The organism is Mycobacterium sp. 5-140-3-2 (assembly GCF_035666375.1).
Classification (GTDB): Bacteria; Actinomycetota; Actinomycetes; order Mycobacteriales; family Mycobacteriaceae; genus Mycobacterium; species Mycobacterium intracellulare.
This window is the reverse complement of record NZ_CP142025.1, coordinates 1,895,531-1,914,951: the sequence shown is the minus strand read 5'-3', so window position 1 is coordinate 1,914,951 and position 19,421 is coordinate 1,895,531. Positions and strand designations below refer to the sequence as shown.

Annotated in this window: 18 protein-coding genes; 7 read left to right on the top strand and 11 right to left on the bottom strand. The window is 63.0% G+C overall.

Translation table 11 applies throughout. The annotated features are described in order from the left end of the window. The first annotated feature begins 22 nt into the window (after window positions 1-22). A complete protein-coding gene (locus P6281_RS09190) occupies window positions 23-1,081 on the top strand; it encodes an NAD(P)H-dependent amine dehydrogenase family protein (protein WP_014379726.1) in 1,059 nt (352 codons plus the stop codon). On the opposite strand, the gene P6281_RS09185 is transcribed toward P6281_RS09190, so the two are convergent. After that, the gene (locus tag P6281_RS09185) at window positions 1,073-2,218 is read right to left on the bottom strand and encodes an ABC transporter substrate-binding protein (RefSeq protein WP_324738822.1); all 1,146 of its coding nucleotides are present in this window, start codon (window positions 2,216-2,218) and stop codon (window positions 1,073-1,075) included. The genes P6281_RS09190 and P6281_RS09185 overlap by 9 nt on opposite strands. A 145-nt stretch (window positions 2,219-2,363) precedes the next feature. Here P6281_RS09185 and P6281_RS09180 point away from each other — a divergent pair, with 145 nt between their 5' ends. From P6281_RS09180 to P6281_RS09160, 5 genes are all read left to right on the top strand, one after another. Beyond that, window positions 2,364-3,488, top strand: a complete 1,125-nt coding sequence (locus tag P6281_RS09180) for an NAD(P)H-dependent amine dehydrogenase family protein (protein ID WP_009976085.1) — start codon at window positions 2,364-2,366, stop codon at window positions 3,486-3,488. Between the two features lie 55 nt (window positions 3,489-3,543). Continuing rightward, window positions 3,544-4,176 carry a TetR/AcrR family transcriptional regulator gene (locus P6281_RS09175; protein WP_014382226.1) on the top strand — a complete coding sequence of 211 codons (633 nt, stop codon included), beginning with the start codon at window positions 3,544-3,546 and terminating at the stop codon, window positions 4,174-4,176. A gap of 118 nt (window positions 4,177-4,294) precedes the next feature. Beyond that, on the top strand, window positions 4,295-5,575 hold the full coding sequence (locus P6281_RS09170) for an amidohydrolase family protein (RefSeq protein ID WP_038535730.1): 1,281 nt from the start codon (window positions 4,295-4,297) through the stop codon (window positions 5,573-5,575). A 16-nt stretch (window positions 5,576-5,591) separates the two neighbouring features. Next, window positions 5,592-6,362 carry an SDR family oxidoreductase gene (locus P6281_RS09165; protein WP_373368690.1) on the top strand — a complete coding sequence of 257 codons (771 nt, stop codon included), beginning with the start codon at window positions 5,592-5,594 and terminating at the stop codon, window positions 6,360-6,362. Between the two features lie 22 nt (window positions 6,363-6,384). Beyond that, window positions 6,385-7,548, top strand: coding sequence for an NDMA-dependent alcohol dehydrogenase (locus P6281_RS09160; protein ID WP_009976079.1), 1,164 nt, complete (start codon window positions 6,385-6,387; stop codon window positions 7,546-7,548). Between the two features lie 10 nt (window positions 7,549-7,558). Here the strand turns inward: P6281_RS09160 and P6281_RS09155 are convergent, their stop codons facing one another. After that, entirely contained in the window at window positions 7,559-9,178 is a 1,620-nt protein-coding gene (locus P6281_RS09155; protein WP_038535724.1) for a thiolase C-terminal domain-containing protein, read from the bottom strand. Then, complete coding sequence (locus P6281_RS09150; RefSeq protein WP_202349014.1) at window positions 9,175-9,420, bottom strand: hypothetical protein; 246 nt, start codon at window positions 9,418-9,420, stop codon at window positions 9,175-9,177. The genes P6281_RS09155 and P6281_RS09150 overlap by 4 nt, the downstream gene beginning before the upstream one ends. Before the next feature lie 7 nt (window positions 9,421-9,427). On the opposite strand from P6281_RS09150, the gene P6281_RS09145 reads away from it, so the two are divergent. After that, entirely contained in the window at window positions 9,428-9,691 is a 264-nt protein-coding gene (locus P6281_RS09145) for a hypothetical protein (RefSeq protein ID WP_009976076.1), read from the top strand. A 762-nt stretch (window positions 9,692-10,453) separates the two neighbouring features. Here P6281_RS09145 and P6281_RS09140 read toward each other — a convergent pair. Genes P6281_RS09140 through P6281_RS09105 form a run of 8 tightly spaced genes read right to left on the bottom strand, consistent with a single transcriptional unit; the run spans window position 10,454 to window position 19,386 of the window. Next, window positions 10,454-11,116 carry a hypothetical protein gene (locus P6281_RS09140; RefSeq protein ID WP_324738821.1) on the bottom strand — a complete coding sequence of 221 codons (663 nt, stop codon included), beginning with the start codon at window positions 11,114-11,116 and terminating at the stop codon, window positions 10,454-10,456. Next, complete coding sequence (locus P6281_RS09135) at window positions 11,113-11,718, bottom strand: mammalian cell entry protein (RefSeq protein WP_324738820.1); 606 nt, start codon at window positions 11,716-11,718, stop codon at window positions 11,113-11,115. The genes P6281_RS09140 and P6281_RS09135 overlap by 4 nt, the downstream gene beginning before the upstream one ends. A 42-nt stretch (window positions 11,719-11,760) precedes the next feature. After that, window positions 11,761-13,215 carry an MlaD family protein gene (locus tag P6281_RS09130; RefSeq protein ID WP_324738819.1) on the bottom strand — a complete coding sequence of 485 codons (1,455 nt, stop codon included), beginning with the start codon at window positions 13,213-13,215 and terminating at the stop codon, window positions 11,761-11,763. A 1-nt stretch (window position 13,216) separates the two neighbouring features. Next, entirely contained in the window at window positions 13,217-14,356 is a 1,140-nt protein-coding gene (locus P6281_RS09125; protein ID WP_317727642.1) for an MCE family protein, read from the bottom strand. After that, window positions 14,353-15,678 carry an MCE family protein gene (locus P6281_RS09120; protein WP_324738818.1) on the bottom strand — a complete coding sequence of 442 codons (1,326 nt, stop codon included), beginning with the start codon at window positions 15,676-15,678 and terminating at the stop codon, window positions 14,353-14,355. The genes P6281_RS09125 and P6281_RS09120 overlap by 4 nt, the downstream gene beginning before the upstream one ends. Further along, complete coding sequence (locus P6281_RS09115) at window positions 15,675-17,000, bottom strand: MCE family protein (RefSeq protein WP_324738817.1); 1,326 nt, start codon at window positions 16,998-17,000, stop codon at window positions 15,675-15,677. The genes P6281_RS09120 and P6281_RS09115 overlap by 4 nt, the downstream gene beginning before the upstream one ends. Further along, window positions 16,997-18,025: a virulence factor Mce family protein gene (locus tag P6281_RS09110; RefSeq protein WP_324738816.1), complete on the bottom strand. Its 1,029-nt coding sequence runs from the start codon at window positions 18,023-18,025 to the stop codon at window positions 16,997-16,999. Before P6281_RS09110 ends, P6281_RS09115 begins: the two co-directional genes overlap by 4 nt. Further along, on the bottom strand, window positions 18,022-19,386 hold the full coding sequence (locus P6281_RS09105; protein ID WP_324738815.1) for an MCE family protein: 1,365 nt from the start codon (window positions 19,384-19,386) through the stop codon (window positions 18,022-18,024). The genes P6281_RS09110 and P6281_RS09105 overlap by 4 nt, the downstream gene beginning before the upstream one ends. Between the last annotated feature and the right edge of the window lie 35 nt (window positions 19,387-19,421).

Here is a 19,421-nt window from a genome sequence, read left to right as displayed (position 1 = left end):
CGTTCGATTGGTTATTCGAGTCGTGCAATGGGCGACCGGCGCCGTCGGCCGGGCCGCACTGCAGGAGCTTATTGAAAACCCGCGTTATCAGTTAGTGGGCGTGCTCGTGTACGACCCGGCGAAGGCCGGCCTCGACGCGGGTGTGCTCTGCGGGCGGCCACCGACGACGGGTGTGATCGCCACGACGGACAAGGACGAGATCATCGCCCTGGGCGCCGATGTCGTCGTGCACGCGGCCAGCAAGGCCCACGCCGTCGAGACGAACGCTGCGGACATCTGCCGCCTGCTCGCGGCGGGTAGCACCGTCATCACCACCACGTCGTACAACCACCTACCCACCTACGGCGAAGAGACCGAGGCAATGTTCGCCAGGGCGTGCCGAGCGGGCGGGTCACGCTTTCACGCGGCGGGTGAGAACCCCGGTTTCATGTTCGAGCGGCTCGTCGCGACGGTGACGGGGCTGAGTAAGTCCATCGACCGCATCGACCTCTACGAGGCCACCGACGTCTCCGCCGTGGACAGTCGGCCGATGCTCGTCGACCTGATGGGCATGGGCAGACCGCCGGAAGACGTCAGCATTGACTCCCCGATCATCAAGAAGCTCGACATGGCCTACCGCCAGGCCCTCAATGCGACGGCCGACGTCCTCGGGATCACCCTGTCCCACATCGACGTGGCGGTCGACGCCACCACACTGCCCCACGACATCGACGTCCTGGCCGGCACGATCGAGGCGGGAACGGTTGTCGGGCAGCGATTCTCGTGGGTCGGCCACTGGTCGGGACGCCCGTTGCTGGCCATTCACGAGGAGTGGGTGCTCACCCGCGACCTTCCACAATGGGGCATGGCTCCATTGGCGCCCGGCGAAAAGGCGCCGCTGATCCGCGCGGTCATCAAAGGTGAGCCCAGCTTTGAACTCCAGCTCGACGTGGCATTCGACGGCGCGCCATCGACGGGCCAGCACGCCATGCCAGGTCACCTGATGATCGCGATGAGCGCGGTTCGCGCCATACCGTACGTGCTGGCCCGGCCACCCGGTGTCGTGACAGCACCGGTGTTCGGCGCGATCCAACTAGCCTGAGGCACCACCGACCGCGCGGGCGATGTGGTCGCTGGGCGCCGCATGGAAAACGTGCGCGCTGCCGTCGGGCAAAACCCTTCGGGCCACGAGATAATCGGAACCCATCCACCCCTGTCGGATGAACCGGCCGAATCGCAGGAACGTTCCCGGCGCGCCGCTGGCCGACGGGACGAGCTTCACCTGCTCCATCCCGTTCTTCACACCCTCCCCGGTCAACGGCCGTGCCGCGGCGAGACCACGCACGATCACGGTGGCCGCGTCGTGCGACAGGCCCGGCATCGAGTGTCCGGGCCGGCGACCGTATCGCGCCTCGAAGCGGTCGAGGAAGGCCTGTCCGACCGTGTTGCGCTCGTCGTAGCTGTCCAGGCCGATCCATCCGGATAGGTGCCGCCTCCACTCCGCGCTGATGTGTGCCATTTCGAACGCCGTCGTCGTGTATCGCGGCGGATCCCAGCCCGCGGCGCGCAGCGCATCCGTGAAGCCCCACAGCCCGTGCCCGAACCCGACGTGCACCAGCGCGTCGGGTTCCGCCGCACGCAACGCAGTGACCGTCTCGGACTTGTCGGCTTCGACCTGGGGAATCGCCACGGTCGCAACGACCTTCAAACCCGCGGCGTCGTAGGCTCTCTCGGCGAAGGCGAGGTACTCCTTACCGATGAGCGATGCCTCGTAGGCAATGGCGATGCGCGATCGACCGTCGCCGATCATCACCGCGGCCAGCATCACCGGCTCCTCGGGCATCGAGCCGTTGTTCAGTGCGAAACACCAGTCGCCGAGAGCCCCCTCCGAACCCGACAGGGTGACGATCGGAACCCGTGCGGTGGCCTCGACGTGGGATCGCAGCGGCACCACGTTGTCGGACACCCAGGGGCCGAAAATGGCCAGACACCCCTCCGCCACGAGCTCGTCGAAGGCCCGTTCGACCGCAAGATAGGTACCGTTGGGCAAGCCCACCGCGTTGCGGGTGACGAGTTCGATCGGCCGGTCGAGCAGCCCGGAGGAAAGGGCTTCGTCCATCACCAGCCGCAGCGCGTCGAGGCTGTCGTTGTCGGTGTCGCCTGTGGTCGGATAGTCGTTGAGCAAGCCGACTTTCAGAGGAGCGACCGACCCGTACGCGCGAACCTCATCGTCTGCCATAGCGGCAACATACAGTATGGAGGTTGAGGCCCACCGCGCCACCGCAAACTCGCACCCGCCGAAAATGGTGGTTTACGAAAAGTGCAAAGCGAACTTTCGGCATGTTAGTTTTTCCGAGCGGGGGATCACATCCGGAGGAGACGGAATGACGCTCACATCGACGCAGGAGTCCCACGCGCCGTCAATCCAGAAGAAGTACCGCGTGATCCAGTGGGGCATGGGTAATGTCGGCACGATCGCACTGCGCCACTTCGCACACAACCCTCTCTACGAAGTGGTCGGAGTGCTTTGTAATCGCCCGGAGAAGGTCGGTAGGGACGCCGGTGAACTCGTCGGGGTAGGACCGATCGGGGTACACGCAACCACCGATAAGGCCACCTTGGAGACACTCGACGCCGATTGCGTGTTCTACGCGCCGCTCTGGTCGGACGTCGACGAGATCTGCCGACTGCTCCGCGGAGGAAAGAGCGTCGTTGCCTCGGGTGGTGCGTGGTGGCATCGGACCGAAACCAACACCGCGGACATCGACAAGATCGAAGCGGCGTGCCAAGAAGGCGGTACTTCGTTCCACGGAGGTGGCATCCACCCCGGCTACGCCGCGGACCTTCTCGTTCTGACGCTAGCCCGGATCGTCGGCAAGACCGACCACATCCACATCTACGAGGCGGTGAACTTCAATAAGGACACCCTGAAGTACTTGGACGAGATGGGGTTCGGAAAAACCCCGGTCGAATTTGCGAAGGGAAATCTCTTCCAAGACGCGTGGTCGTTGTTCGCACAGTCGCTGACGATGGTTGTCGAAGGGCTGGGTAAAACCGTGGAGAAGTTCACGACAGACGTGCAGCTCGGCACGGCCACCCGCGATATCCCGTACGAGGGATCCCCGGACATGGACATGCCCGGCCTCAAAGGTGTGATCAAGACGGGCACCGTCGCGTCCCAGCATCATCTCTGGACGGCGTGGGTGGACGGCAGGCCATTCATCACGCTGCACGAGCTCTACTCGTTTGTTGAACACGACGCCATCGAGCCGAAACCTGATTGGGAGCCCTACTACCACTACCGCGTGGTGATTGACGGCGACCCGGGAACCGAGCTGATCCTGCGGGGCAGCGAAGATGCACGAGACCACGCGAAGCCCGGCTATATCGGCTACGCCTGGACCGCGATGGAACCAGTGAACGCCATCCCCGCCATCTGTGATGGCCCGCCGGGTTTCAAGTCCCACGCCGACCTTGGGCTCATGACTGTTCGCGGGATCGTGCGCTGATAACACCTGGGCACGCCCCTCAACATGCAGACTGAATGTTGCTACGATCATCGGCATGGCGCAGCGCGGTGGTGCGGACGATGAACGGCGTGCCCGTGGCGAGCAGACTCGCCGCGACCTGATCGAGGCGGGCCGGGAACTGTTCGTGGAGCACGGATTCTTCAACACGAGCATCGGTGACCTCGTGGCGAAGTCGGGCGTCGGCACGCGCGGTGCCTTCTACCACCACTTCAAGGACAAGGCCGAGCTGTTTCGGGCCGTATTCGAAGACGTTGAGAACGACCTTACGCTGCGGTCCATCGCCACTCCCCCGCCCGGCACGGACCCGTGGGAACGGCTCACGAGCGGTCTGCACGGATTTCTCGAAGCCGCAACGGAGCCCGCCGTGCAGAGGGTGATACTCGTCGACGGTCCGGTGGTGCTGGGCTGGCAGACCCTGCGCGAAATCCAGGAGGGCAACAGCATCGCCCTCATCAACGAGTTGGTCCGCGAGGCGATCGCAGAGGGCATCATCGACGACCAGCCCGTCGGGGAGCTGACGCACATGCTCGTCGCGGCGCTCGAGGAGGCTTCACGTCTGGTCGCGCACGCCGCAAATCCCGCCAGGGCACGCCGCCGAGCCGCCAAGGTCCTCGACCGGCTGTTGCTCTCGTTCGCCATAGCGCCCCGAAAAGTATTGCGGCGGTAGCGTTTCTGGATTTGCTCATGGTCAAACGCTACCGTTCTGAAAATGTACATTTCCGTAATTGAATATAGTTCCTCTACAACCTGATAGTCTCGCTCTCAACCTCTGCACAAGGAGTCCCATGCAGCCCGAAGAGATGATCCTGGTGAGCGTCGACGACCATCTGGTGGAACCACCGAACCTGTTCGAGGGCAGGGTTGTGAACAAGTACGCCGACGAGACGCCCCGGGTGATCCGGCAGTCCGACGGCTCGGAGGTCTGGACGTTCAACGGCGCGATCATCCCCAACATCGGCCTCAACGCCGTGGCGGGCCGCCCGCGCGAGGAGTACGGCATCGAACCCACTGCCTTCGACGAGATGCGCCCGGGGTGCTACGACATCCACGAGCGAATCAAGGACATGGACGCGGGCGGTGTGCTCGCGTCGATGTGCTTCCCGTCCTTTCCCGGCTTCGCGGGCCGGCTGTTCGCCACCCACCCCGATAAGAGCCTCGCGCTCGCCGTCACCCAGGCGTACAACGACTGGCACATCGACGAGTGGTGTGGGTCGTATCCCGGACGCTTCCTGCCCATGGGATTACCCGTACTTTGGGATCCGGAGTTGTGCGCCAAGGAGATCCGTCGCAATGCCGAGAAGGGTTGTCACTCAGTGACCTTCACCGAGAACCCCGCCACCCTCGGCTTCCCGAGCTTCCACGACGACTATTGGGATCCGATGTGGCGGGCGCTGTCGGACACCAACACGGTGCTCTCGGTCCACCTGGGCTCGTCGGGCAAGATCACGATGACCGCCGACAACGCGCCCATCGACGTGATGATCACGCTGCAGCCGATGAATGTCTGCTCGGCGGCCGCAGACCTGTTGTGGTCGCGAGTCATCAAGCAATTCCCCGACGTACGGTTCGCGCTCTCGGAGGGCGGCACCGGGTGGATCCCGTATTTCGTCGACCGGCTCGACCGCACGTACGAAATGCATCACCTGTGGACGGGCCAGGACTTCGGCGACAGACTGCCCAGTGAGGTCTTCCGGGAGCGCTTCCTGACCTGCTTCATCGCCGATCCGATCGGGGTCAAGCTGCGCCATGACGTCGGCATCGACAACATTGCCTGGGAGTGCGACTACCCGCATTCCGACTCGTCGTGGCCCGCGGCGGCCGAGGAACTCGCCCTCGTCATGGCCGGGCTGCCCGACGACGAGATCAACAAGATCACCTACGAGAATGCGTGTCGGTGGTATTCGTTCGACCCGTTCGAACACCGCACCCGAGAGCAGTGCACGGTGGGCGCCCTGCGTGCCGGTGCCGGTGACCACGACGTCGAGATCCGCAGCTTCGACCACGGTCGGTTCGAACGCACCGTGGGCTCGACCCTCGGCTCCGTGAGTGCCAAGCTCGATGTCTGACAACGGAAATCAACCGATGCGGGTCGCCATCGTCGGCGCCTCCGCGGGCCTCGGCCGATGCATCGGCACCGGGCTCGCCCAACGCGGTGCGCACGTCGCGCTACTGGCGCGTCGATACGACCGGCTGGTCGAGGCCGCCAAGGATGCCGGCAACGGCGCGGTCGCCATCGCGTGCGACGTCACCGTCACCGACAGCTGCAAAAACGCGATGTCCGAGGTTGTCGGCGCGCTCGGCGGTCTTGACGCCTTGGTGTACACGACCGGCATGGGTGTGTTGGCTCCACTGCGCGAGGTGACCGCGGAACAATGGGCACAGTTGTTCGCGACCAATGTCACCGGCGCCGCGCTCGTCACCGCGGCCGCCGCCCCGCATTTGGCGGCGACGGCCGGCTCTGCCGTATACCTGTCCTCACTGAGTGCGTCCTACACGACGCCTTGGCCGCTGCTCGGGGCCTACTCGGTTACCAAGAGCGCCTTAGACAAGCTCGTTGAGGCCTGGCGTATCGAACATCCGGAGATCGGCTTCACCCGTCTCGCCGTGGGCGACAGCCTCGGCGGCGCCGGCGACGCGCAGACCGAGTTCAACAAAAGCTGGGACCCCGACGCTCTGGAAGCGGCCATCAGGTACTGGATGGAGAACAAGTACATGGTGGGCGGCCTCGTTGACGCGGAACACCTGACCGAGGTCGTCCATTCCGTGATCCACTGCGGCAACAGCAGTTTCATCCCTTACCTGACACTGGCCCCGCGCGCCTCCGACGCGGTGAAGGAACTCCGCCAATGGTGAAACCCCTAACGAAAGAGACGCAATGAAGTCCAAAGCAGCGGTGTTGCGCGGTGTCGGTGTGGATTGGGAAGTCACCGAAGTGGAGCTCGATCCGCCGCACGCGGGCGAAGTGCTGGTCAAGATGGCCTATGCGGGCATCTGTCACTCCGACGAACACTTCTATACCGGCGACAGTGTGCCGACAGCGGAGATGGAAGAGATGATGCGGGCGTCTGGCCTTCCGGTGCCCGAATGGTTCCCCATGCTCGGAGGACACGAGGGCTCCGGTGTGGTCGAAGCGGTCGGGCCCGGGGTGACATCACTGAAGCCCGGAGACCATGTGGCCATTTCGTTTCTGCCCGCCTGCGGCAATTGCCGATGGTGCGCCAGTGGCTACACCTACCTGTGCGACGTGGGCGCCGACATCTACAGCAAGGCGATGACCACCGACGGCACCCGCCGTCGCCACCTCGGCGGCGAAGACCTGATGGCGATGATGCAGGTCGGCACCTTCTCCGAATACGTGGTGGCCTCCGAGCGCTCGCTCGTCAAAGTCCACGACTGGATCCCCCTAGAGGCCGCCTCGCTGGTGTCCTGCGGGGTGACAACAGGATTCGGGTCGGGATCGGTCGCGGCGGGTACCCAAGCCGGCGATACCGTCGTCGTGGTCGGTGTCGGCGGAATCGGCATGAACGCCGTGCAGGGCGCGAAAGTCGCCGGCGCCAAGCACATCGTCGCCGTGGACCCCAACGAGTTCAAACGCGAGATCGCGCCGACGTTCGGGGCCACCCACGCCGCTGCCGACATCGGTGCCGCGCTGGAACTGGTCAAGGAGATCACCTGGGGGGTGATGGCCGACCGGGTCGTTCTCACGCCCGGGGTCGTGCCGGCGGACATGATAATGACGGCGATGATGTTGTTGCGCAAGGGCGGAACCTGCGTGCTGACCGGGATGCCGAAGATCACCGACCTGATGGTGCCGATCGTCCTCACTGACATGGTCAGTTCGTGCAAGACGTTCAAGGGGGTGCTCTACGGCGAAATGAACCCCCGCGAGGCCATGCCGAAACTATTGGCGATGTATGAGGCGGGGCTGATCAAGCTCGATGAGCTGGTCACGCAGAAGTACAAGCTCGATGACATCAACGAGGCCATGAAAGACCTGCGCGCGGGCAAGAACATCCGGGGCGTCATCGCCTTCGAATAGCGTCGCGACGTCACGTCGCGCGGTGCAACAGCATGACGCCGGATGGAACTCCCCCACCGGTACTGACGACGGCGGTGCGTGCGTCTTTGACTTGGCGGTTACCGGCCTGGTGGCGCAATTGCAGCACCGCTTCGTAGAGGAAGCCGAATCCGTGCAGGCGTCCCTCGGACAGCTGGCCGCCGTGCGTGTTCAGTGGAAGCTCGCCGTCCAGCGCAATGCGCCGGCCGCCATCCAGCCATCCCTGGGCCTCGCCGAAGCCGCAGAAGCCGAGGGCCTCGAGCCACGACACGCAGTTGAACGTAAAGCCGTCGTACAGCAACGCAAGGTCGACGTCCTCGGGCCGCAGATCAGTTCTGCTCCACAAATGCGCGGCCTGGCCGATGACCTGGGGCTCGTGAGTGAGCGTCCCCTGATCCCACGAGATACGTTCGGCCACTTGCGTTCCGACGGCGTCGCAGCGTATGGCCAGTCGCGGCAGATCACCGCCGATCGACGCGTCGGACACCACCACCGCGATCGAGCCGTCACAGGGAACGTCGCAGTCGTAGAGGCCGAACGGTGACGTGATGGGCCGCGCGGCGAGGTAGTCGTCCATGGTCATCGGTTCGCGGTAGATGGCCGACGGGTTGAGCGCGGCATTGCGCCGCGCGTTCACGGCGATCATGCCGAAGAGTTCCCGATTCGCACCGTATCGATGCAGATACTGGTTGGCATTCACACCGATCCAATTGGCCGCCGAGGCGGCGCCAAACGGCAACGACCATTGCTGGGGCCCCGGTACGCGCCCGCCGCCCCCGGGTAGCCGAAGCGCGGCATACGTCGATTCCCACACCGTCCGGAAGCACAGGACGTGTCGGCAAAGGCCCGCGGCCACCGCCATCATCGCGGCTATGATCGCGCCACCCTGGCCGGGTAGATCCATGCCGCCGTTGATCCACGTGGGATGTATGCGCAAAGCCTCCTCGACGGCAGCGATGCCGCCTTCGCTCATACCCATGCCCACGGGTCCCGGGTACGTCGAAAGACCGTCAATATCAGACAGTTCCAAACCGGCATCGGCAACCGCGGCAAGACATGCGTCCATCGTGAGCGACAACGGATCGACCATCAGCCGGCGGCCGGTGGCTGACCGGCCGATGCCCGATATCACGGATCGATGCTCAAACCGCTCCGTCGTTACCGGCTGACGCGGAACGGGAGAAGCGGGCGGCCCCAGCAGGTCCCGCTCATCGGTGCCACCCGTGGGTTCGAACAGCGGGATCCAGACGTCGTCGACATTTTCGAATCGCACGGAGACGCGCTGACCGACGTGCACGTCCTCGGGTGAGCAGCCGACGATGTTGGTGGTCAGGCGCACCTCGGCGCACTCATCGAGCGCAACGACGGCAATGACGTAGGGCGGCTCGAATCCGGGCAGCCATGGGTGCGCGTTGACGGTATAGCCCACCACTGTCCCCCGACCGGAAACCACCTCGGGCTCGGCCGTTGTCGCCCGGCATGAGGGACAAATCGGCACTGGAGGGTGCACGTACGTCTCACACTCGGTGCAGCGCTGAATGCGCAGATTGCCGTCCTGGCCGGACGTCCAGAACCATTGATTCCACGGTGTGAGCTGCGGCAGCGGTCTCATGCCTTGCCCCCGGGCGCACGCCGGTCGCGAAGGCCGTCAGCTTCCGTGAGTTGCCGCCGCGCTATGGGAGGCATCCGCGCCGGGTAGCTGCGCATATATTCATTCTCATAATTGCAATTGCCCATTGTCGCCATAGTCTCACATCGGTCGGCCCAGCTACCGGCCGGCTGGCCGATGCGCATCAGTTCGAGGTTGTCGTCGTCCATGGTCAACGAATGATCAGCGACGACCGGCTCGAGCATCGGCCGGTTGCAGTGGGTATTGGTCGGGCTTAGTCGTGGCCTTGACCTGAACGTGGTGGACCGCAACATCATTCAATTCGATCGCGAAATCGACGATGTCGTCGTTCGCGTCATCGGTATCTTTGAGCATCGGTTCCACGACCAGACCCGCGCACGGAATCAACTCGGGGTGTTCGCGCAGGTGTCGCAGAAAATACTCGAGCGTCGCCAGGTACTGATATTTGAGGCCGTAAGCCGCAGCAGAACCTCCGCCCCAGTAGTCATGAGCTGACTTGTCTTACGGCCAGACGACGATCCACGGGTTCAGCCGTCTCACTCAAATGTCCAATTGGACATCAAGTGGACATTTCATTTGAGAATTGGAAACGGGATTTGAGAACCTACAGCTTTCTGTAGGTTCTCAAGCTGCGTGGCGGCCGGCGATGCCCTGACATGCAGGTCTCTAGAATTCTCATGGAAATGGCGGACATATTGTTCTCATCTTCGTGGCGGATCCTAAAACCAGAGGGTTGTGTTGAATTTCAATGCGCGACCTGGCTTGGTTTCGTATCGCAACGGCCGCCGGGACAACGATTTCGCTAAATCGTGCCCGCCGAAGGATTCCAATTGTTAAGATGACACGTTGGGTGACACGAAAGTGTCGCTGTGACAGCGCTTTAGGACATTACGCGTCGTGTCGGTGTCAGCCGGGGCCTAACACACTGCGTATCAACGAGTTTGGCCCGAGGGGGGTAAATGACCCGGGCGCTCATCTCCGAGGCCGAGTCAGACTATCGGTAGTTTGCGCTGACTCCGACGCCCCTCGCTCCCAAATTCGTCCGCTCGGAAAATCATGACGGTCGATGTAGAGTGCCTCGCCCCCTGGGACCACTACATAGCGAAGCCGATCTGGCGCAGCGACTCCTGTACCCACTGGCTCGCGACTCGCGCCGCGGCCTGACGGAGCCTCGCTCGGGAGCCCAGCGCGACTAATGAGATTCTCATATTGGTGGCGGATCCGCAGGAAAACGATTGGTGCGGCATCACCGTGGGCTCAGATGGGATCGAACTCAGCGATCAGCCACCGACCGTCGACTTTGTCGAGCGTGACTCGGACGCTGGAGGCGCTGTTGGTCGGCGAATCTTGGCCAATGGTGACGGTCTGGTTTACGAACAGCAAAACAACGGCATGGCTGCCGGTCGCCTCTATCGGCGCTGCGGCCGGCACCGTGGCCGACGCAGAGATGTGCTTCTGCTTGGCTCCCGGGATGACTACGTCGTGGGTCAGTGACGTGTAGGCGTTAAGGAACTTGCCGGTGAGTCTGCTCCGGGCGGCCTCGAGGTCCTTTTCCACGCTATTGGCCCGATACGACAGCACAGCGATGGTGCTTTCGGTGGCGGTGCGCACGGATTCCGTGGCGGCCAACTGAGCGGTGCGCGCGGAGCCGTCCTGCCACTTCAGGAAGCCTGCGGCCACGGCCAGCGACAGCGCGAGGCCGGGCAGTAGTGCGTACGCGATCGCCCGCGCCCAGCGGATGTGATGCTTCGCAGGTGTCGAACTTTGACGGTCGCCTGACTCGTCGACCTCGGTAGTCGCAACATCGGTGTCCGGCTTGTCCCCGGCGATCGCCGTCGGGCCCGGCGTGGCAGGTGCTTCCTCCGATGAGGCGACATTGGTGTGATCGTCCGCGCGGCGGAGCAACTTCGGAAACTTCATGGCACGAACTCGACGTTGGAGACTTTGACCTGACCGTCGGTCTTCTGCACGAAGATCCGCATTCGCCATGCTCGTGGCGCCTGATCAGACGCAGCGGCGTCTGACGTTTGCACAGTCATGGCCACCAGCACCTGGGCGGTGTCGGCCGTCTCCGACTCCAGCCCTGCCGAGCTGATGGTACCGACCGTGATGGCTTTGGCTTGCTTGACGACCTCGATAAACGGCTTCGACCGTTTGGCGAAATCGTCGTGTAACTGTCCTGTCGCCCCATCCAGGATGCGCTGTACATCGGTGTCAGCATGCCGCCAGTCGATCGTAGTTAGGTTCAGCGCGCCCTGCCTGGCCACTTGCAGAAATTGGTTTCGTTGGATCTGCGCCTGGTGCGTCTGGTAGCTGCGAAATCCCAACCATCCAACCAACACAGACAAGGCAACGACGATAGTCAGACCGACGCGAATTGTCGGCCGCAGGTGGAACACCGATTCTGCGGAGCGTGGTGTAGATGCGTTCTCCGTGGGGTCTATATCAGACTCGATGGTGTCCCCATCCGCGTCGACGATGTCGCCGCCCGGGGACGCGTGGAAGTCAACCGCCTCACGCATACCGTGCTCCGTCCGTCGTCGTGATTCTGCGCGTCATATTCGTCAGCTGCCCGGCGGCATCAGCATTGTTTGCCATGTCTTATCCTTGGGCGCGGTTTGGGCTAGATCGGATTGCGTGTATTGATGCCCGTCGGGCCCGATGTAGGTGCCGGTGGCCGGGTCGTACTGGGCGGCGGCGATCGGCGACGGCGCCGAGGCGGGGGGGCCCGCAACCGCTGGCGGTGAGCCGGGTGGCAGCTGCGGGATGCCTTGGCCCGATAGGGTGGCGTTCGGGTCACCTTTCCAGTTGAAGCCGTCGTTAAGCGGCACATACTGTTCGTTGCTTTCACACATCTTGACCGTGGGTGCGCGTTTACCCGGAACCGTCTCGCAGGGCACATTGCGCACGCCGCGCACGGCCAAGGGCGAGTCCTGGGGGGCCCGGCAATACAGGTCACCTGCCGGGCGATCGGGATAATCAGTTTCGGGCACTCGGTGCTGCTGAGCCGGCAGGAAGCCGGTGGTGCATAGTGGGGGCAGGTTCAGGTTCAGATTGAAGTCGAGATAATAGCCCCGGTAAGCCTGTTTGGTGCCCATATTGGGTACGTCGCCGCCGGCCTGCACCGCGGTCGCCTGGGGCAGCAGTACTAACAACTGCTCGATGTCGTTCCGGTAGGTGACGGCCACCTGACCGATGCTGACCAAGTTGGCGAGCATGATCGGTAGTGTGGGCCGCAGCCGGTCGAAAAGTTGACGTACTTCGTTGGCGGCCGGGCCGCCCTTTTCGAGTACACCGGCGACGGCTGCGTCATGGCTTTGCAGCTGGTCGGTGATGGTGGCGAGATGCTTTGACCATGCCAGGATCGAGGGCGAGGTGCCGGCCTGCGAGTCGAGCACCGGCTGTGATTGGTCGATCAAGGCGGTGAGAGAGTCCACGTTTTTCCTCGCGTCCGTGGCCAGGGCGGTGGATCCTTTGACGATGCGGGAAAGTTCCGGGCCGAGTCCACCGACGGCGGTGTAGCTCTCGTCGATCACCGTTTTCAGGTTGTCGCGCGGGATCGCCTCCAAGGCTCGGTTGGTCGCATTGAGCAGTGTGTTGATGTCCGGGGGCACCGACGTGTGGTTCTCCGGTATCACGTCACCGTCACGCAGTGGCCGGGAGTTGCCGTTGCGCGGCAGCAGTGAAACGTATTGTTCGCCGACGGACGATTGGCTGTGGACTTGCGCGTCGAGATCGGAGGGGATGTCGAGCCCTGATTTGAGGAGGAGCACGGCGTCGACGCCGGTGGGGGTTATCCGTACGTCCTTGACCCGGCCGACGTAGGTGCCGCGGTAGGTGACGTTCGCCCGCTTGTATAGACCCCCAGCTTGTGAGAGTTGGACGGTCACCTTGTACTGCCCAAGACCGGGTATCAAATTCTCGACCTTGATGTAGCCGAAGACTGTCACCGCGGCGGCGATACCCGACACCGCAGCAAAAATGCTCAGCTTTATCCAGATTTGAAGGCCCAAACGCATGTTACGGTCCTTGATCCAGGTGATAGGGAATGATGAGTGGGTTCCCCTTGGTGTACGGACTGGGCTGCTGTCCAATGGTGCGACCCCACTGCAATTCCAGTTCGGTCAAGTTCCCCTCAAATCGGGTGCCGGTAAATAGCGCCGAATCAATCCGGCTCAGCGTCAGGTCAACAATCAGTGTGAGGTTGGCGTAGTCACCCCGGAGCCAGTTGGTGAGCGGCTCTTTAACCCATGGAAACACCGTAAAAAAGCTCAGCGAGCGGGTGAGGGAGGGACCTGCGTTAGCCAGCGATTCGAGTACCGGGCCGAGGTCCTTCAACTCCTGGACGAGCGCATCTTTGGTCTGATTGACGGAGTCGGCGGCCAGCGCGCTGAACTTGCCCAGCTGGTCGGCCGCGTCGGCCAGTTTTGCCCGCTCGTCTTTGAGCACCGCCAGCGCGTCGGGAAGGGTGCTTAGCAATCGGTCAACGACGGGTTTCTGTTCGGCGAACTGTCCCGCGAGGTTATTTACGCTGTCGGTGGCTTTGATGATGTCGTCGGTTTGCTCGTTGAGATGACCGATGAACTGGTCCAGTTGTTGGATCAGGTTCTTCAGATCCTTCTCACGTCCCGCAAACGCCGTGCTTAACGTCTTGGTGATGTCTTGAACCTGGCCCAGGCCCCCACCGTTGAGGACTAGCGACAATGCAGCCAGCGTCTGCTCGGTCGTCGGGTATTCGCCCGCGGCCGAGAGCGGAATTAGGGACCCGTTTCGCAGCCTGCCTTCGGCCGGGACATTGGTGGGCGCTGCGAGTTCGACCTCCAGCGAGCCGAGGAGGCTGGTCTGACCGATCTTGGCGGTGGCGTTGGCGGGGAGTTTGACGTTGCCGTCGAGCCGCATGGTGAGCAGTGCATGCCAGCCCTCACGTTCAACGTTAGTGACAGTGCCGACCGTCACGTCGCCTACCTGGACGCGGGAGTTCGGCTGGACATTGACGACGTCCGGCATTTGCGCCTTCACCTCGTAGGAGCCAGGGCCGCCGCCTGCAGTGCCGGGTAGTGGGATGGAGTTCAGGCCTCGCCAGCTGCAGCCCGATAATAGGCTGCCGGCGAGCGCCACCAGCAGGCCTGCGGTGACGCCCACCCAGCGGGACCGTCTCATGATCCCCCTTCTGGGGGGACCATCATGCCGGAAAGCCCCTGGGCGGGGTTGGTTGCCACCACCTCGGCGGGCGAGGGCGGGGCGGTGTGGGCCGGCGCTGGTTGCCCGGCCGGAGCCGCCGTGGTTTCCGGGGCATCCGGACTTGGCGGCACGTAGTCCGGACGCAAGCGGTCCTCGCTGTACGTAACCTCGTTTGGACGAGCGCTTTCGCCGACGAACAGGTTCTCCCCCAGCGGGGGAAAATTGTACTGACGGTTCTTCATGATCGGGGCCAAGTACTGCACGCATAGCTTCGCGGCCTGCTGACTATTCAGCCGCGACGCCGCCTGTACGGCTCCGCACAGAAAGGAGATTGGATCGGCGAAGTTGTTGACCGCCAGCGCACCGGTTATCGCCCCTTGCGTGGGCTGCCAAATGTTGGTGTAGTTCGCCAGTGCTGTCGGCAGGACGTGCAGGGTCTGCTTGATGTCGTCGAGGCTGTCGGTGACCGTCCCGGAAAGAGATGCCAGTTTGTCTGACGTAACGCCGATGGCCGCGCGGTTTTCTGCCACGAAACGCTGGACGTCCCCGGCGGCGGTATCGAGGTCCCTGATCGCCGCGGCTACTTCATCGGGATCATTAGCAAGCAATCCGGTCACAAATGCCAGGTTCCGATTCAGCTGGCTCATCGAATCCGAACTGCTTTGAAGGGCCGAGACGATTGTCGCCAAGCTCTTTACGGTGCCGAAAATGTCGCTGCTGTGGTCCCCGAGCACCGAGAAGGCTTGCGATAATTTGATCACCGTGTCGCGGATATCGGTGCCCTGGCCGCGCAGGTTGTCCGCGGCTGTATTGATTAACGATCCCAGCGGAGCGACGCCGCCTGGTTGAGTCGGCTGCAGCGTCTGCGTGAGCTTGTCGAGCTGTGTGCGCAAGTCGACCCATTCAACGGGGACGGCGGTGCGATCCTCCAGAATCACCGCGTTGTTGCGCAGGGCCGGCCCCGCCGTGTAGGCAGGCGTGAGCTGAATAGCCCGCGAAGTAACCAGCGCCGGGGACACGATCACGGCCTTGACGTTCGCGGGCACCTTGTATTTGCGGTCGTACCAGAAAGTTATCTTCACCCGTTGGGGTTGCGGTTCGATTTTCGCTATTTTCCCTACCGGTACACCCAGGATCAGCACCTCGTCGCCGGCAAACACACCGTTGCTGTTAGCGAAGTACCCGATGACGTTCGTCCGGTCGATCTGATCAGACGCGCGCTGAACGGTCACAAGGCCGCCGATGAGCAACAGACTCAGGACGACGGCCAGGCCCGTCTTAGCCTTGCGCGGTGCCCTCACCGTCCTGTCTCCCCGGGCGGCCCCACGGGCACGGGCGATGGTCCGCCTGTTGGCCCTCCGCTGGACGGTCGCGGGACCGGCGCAGAGGGACGATCGGGCGCGGGCTCATAACCAGCCGGCGGGCCGGGCGGCGGCCCCCCAGGGGGAGGCTGGGGCAACGGCGGCCGGTAGGGGTAGCGAGGGTCGCCAGGTTTGCCCGTGATCGCATCGGGCAGCGTCAGTTTGGGATCCCCGCCCTGGCCGGTGCGCGGGTACGGAACCGGCAGAGGAGGCGTCCCCGGCTGGCCCAGCGGCGGCTCGGTGCGCTGCGAAGGCAGCAAGACGCTGGGGTCCAGACCAAGATCGGAGAATGCGGCGTCGATGAATGGTTGCACGAACTGTCCCGGAAGCAGGTTGACCACATAGCCTTTGAAGAATGGGCCCGAGGCGACCGCCTCACCCAACGACATCACGTAGGCGTTAAGCATTCGAATCGACTTCTGCACCCGATCTTTGCGATTGTCGACAATCGTCAGCACGCCGTTGAGCTTGTCCAGCGCCGGGCGCAACTGGGCGTGGTTCTCCGCGATGAACTCAGACAGCTGCTTTGACAGTGCTGAGACGTTGTAGGAGATCGAATCCAGTGCGCTGCTCTGGTTCTTTAGCTCGATCAGCAAGGCGTTGGTGTTGGCGATCAAACTGGCTATCTGGGCGGCGCGGTCGGCCAGCACGCCCGTCACTTTGTTGGTGTTGGCCAGTAAGTTGCGCAGCTGCCCGTCCCGCATGTCGAGGGTTTGTGAGAGTTGGGCGACGCCCTGAACTGCTGCCTTGAGATCCGGGGGGGTGTCGGAGAACGTCTGCGCCAGCGTTGCCATCGAACCGGATAACTGATTGGTGTTCAAGCCGCTGATCGTGTCTGCCAAATCACCAAGCGCGTCAGGTAATTGATAGGCCGGAGTTGTCCGATTGAGGGGAATCGGTTCAGACAGCCGGCCGTCCCCGCGGGGGGTGACCTCAAAGACCTTGGTGCCCAGGACGCTTTTGGTCTTGACCGCTGCCTCGGTGCGGTCTCCAAGCCGGATGTTTTTCGCAACGGTGAATTTCACCAGCACCCGGGGTCCGTCAAGGTCGATGCGCGACACCTGACCCACCCGGGCACCGAAGACTTGTACGGCGGCCCCTGTCTTGAGGCCGCCGGCCTCGGCAAGGTACGCCGCATACTGGCCGCCGCCGGAGAAGAACGGCAGCTTGTCGTACTCGGTTGCCGCCAGCACCGCCGCAGCCGTCACGGCGCAGCCGACGATACCAACGACGAAGGAGTTACGTTCGGCGAAGGATTTCATTTCGGCGTGCACCTTCCCGAGGACTGGCCAGCCAGCTTGATGTAGACGGGTTGGCCGCCTTTCCCGTTGACCTTGAGCAGCAGATCGCACAGATAGAAGGAGAAGTAGTCGCCATAGAGCCCCTGCCTGTCCAACGCCTGGTAGGCGTCGGGGAGTGTGTTGAGGAGGTCGTCGAAATAATCGTGATCAGCGAGGACGATCCCGCTGACTCGGTCAGTCTGATGGATGGTGTTCTGCAGGGCCGGGCGAGCCTGTCGAAGCAGGTCGGCGATCGAACCAGATGCTGCGTTGATGTGGGCCACGCCGTTACTGATGTCTGATTTGCGGGCCGCGAGCCCCTGCATGAGCTCTTGCAAGGAATCGACCGCCTTAGCGAACTGGTCGTGCTGATCGCCGAGGGAGGCCAGCACGGTGTTGAGATTGGCGATCACGTGCCCGATCAGCTCGTCGCGGTCGGCAAGGGTGCTCGTCAGCGTGGCAGTCTGCGCCAGAAATGAGCTGACAGTCGCGCCCTGACCCTGGAAAGTCGAGATCAACTGGCCGGTAAGCGCATTGACTTGTGCGGGGTCTAGCGCCTCGAACAACGGGTGGAAGCCCCCAATCAGCGCGTCGAGATCCAGCGCCGGGGCGGTCCTCGCCAGCGGGATAGTCTGCCCCGGTTTGAGTGGTTTGACGTCGCCGGCACCCTCTTCGAGAGCCAGGAACCGGTCGCCGACTAGATTGCTCCAACGGATCACCGCTTTGGTGCCCTGGGTCAGCACGACCGACTCGTCGGCGGAGAACTCGACCACTGCGAACGCGTTTTGCTCGATTGAAATGTTTTTGACCTTGCCGACCTCGACGCCGGCGATGCGCACGAAGTCGCCGCTTTTCAAGCCGGCCACGTTGGTGAACTCGGCATGATAGGTCTTGTCCTTCTGGAATCGCAGCTGCGCGAATACCGCGAAGAGCGCAAAGAGGCTTAGCAGACAAACCGTTGCGAAGATGGCGAGCCGCCAGACGGCGCTTCCCAGGTTGTCTCTCATGGATGTGTTCCCGACGTGTCGGACGGACTGTGTTGCGGCCCGGGTGGCGGTGGGTTGATCGGTGTCCCGTCCGGTCCGTATTGCGGTGCACCGTATGGTGGCGCGCCGGAGTACGGGATCGGCCCCGGTGCCGGACCCGGGATGCACTCGCGAATGCTGGGCGGCTGCGGCACGGCGCGCGTCACCGGCAGGTAGTCCGCATAGCAGGGATGGCCGATGCCGGGGTTCGGCCGGATGTCGAGTCCGGTACCCCAACCAGTGTCTGTAATTAGTTGACGGACCGGATAGTTTTTGCTGGGGTCGGGCAGTGACCCGCAACTCGGCTTGCCGCCGGGTCCGCCTTTTGCGGCCACAATTGGCAGGTTTTGCGGGTACTGGTATGGGTCGTCGCCGAGCAGCAAGGCGGCATCCACAACCATCGAGTAACCATTGGAACCACCCAGCGCGTCCCTGCCACCGTTGTCTACATACCAGGTGGCGCCGAGAAGCATGCGGGTGTACTCGGGGTTGTATTTCATCAGTAGGTTTGTCGTTGGTTCAAGCAGGTTGATTCCACGGACGAAGTTGCTCTGGTTGGGCGCGATCAGATCGGTACCGGACTGCGACAGACCAATCGCATTCAGCAGCAAGGCGTCGAGTGCCGATGTATGGCTTGTGACGGTCGCGCTCGTGGTACTCACGGCCGCGAGCGTCCTCAGGATGTCTTGTCCGGCCGCGCTGTATGCGTCGCTGAAACCGCTCAGCGATCGGAGGTCTTGCTGCACGGTGCCCATGCGCGGATTCAGCGCCAGCAGCACCTGATTGGCGTCGGTGATGGCCTGCCCGATGGTCTGGCCCTCACCGCGCAGACCGATTGCCCACGCGGTCAGAGTCGCGTTGAGCTTGGCGGGGTCGATTTGTTTGAGCACCAAGGCGAGGTTCTGGAAAACGGTGTTGACCTCGGTGCTGACATTGCGGGATCGCAGAAGCGCTCCTGCGGCTATGTGCTTGGTGCTGGGATTCTCGGGGTAGACCAGATCGACGTACTTGGAGCCAAACAACGTTGAGGCTTTGATCTGGGCTTCGATATTTGCCGGAATATTTCTGACCTGATCGGGGTCGATCTCTAACTGCAGACTGACTGGTTCGGTCCCACCGGTTACCGAGGCGACGCGGCCTACTTGTACGCCACGTAGCATCACCTTGCCGCCGGGCTCCATGACAAGGCCGGAGCGATCAGAGGTCAATGTCAGCGGAACGAAGGAACGGAATGTCCCGTTGAACAATGCGGTCGCTAAGGTGATCAGCGCAACGATGACTCCGCAAGAGATGGTCGCCCAGCGCCCCAGGTGAGCATCGTCTGCTGAAGACGAAGGTTTCATTGCGCTATCCCTTAACGATGTTGGGCATAATCAGG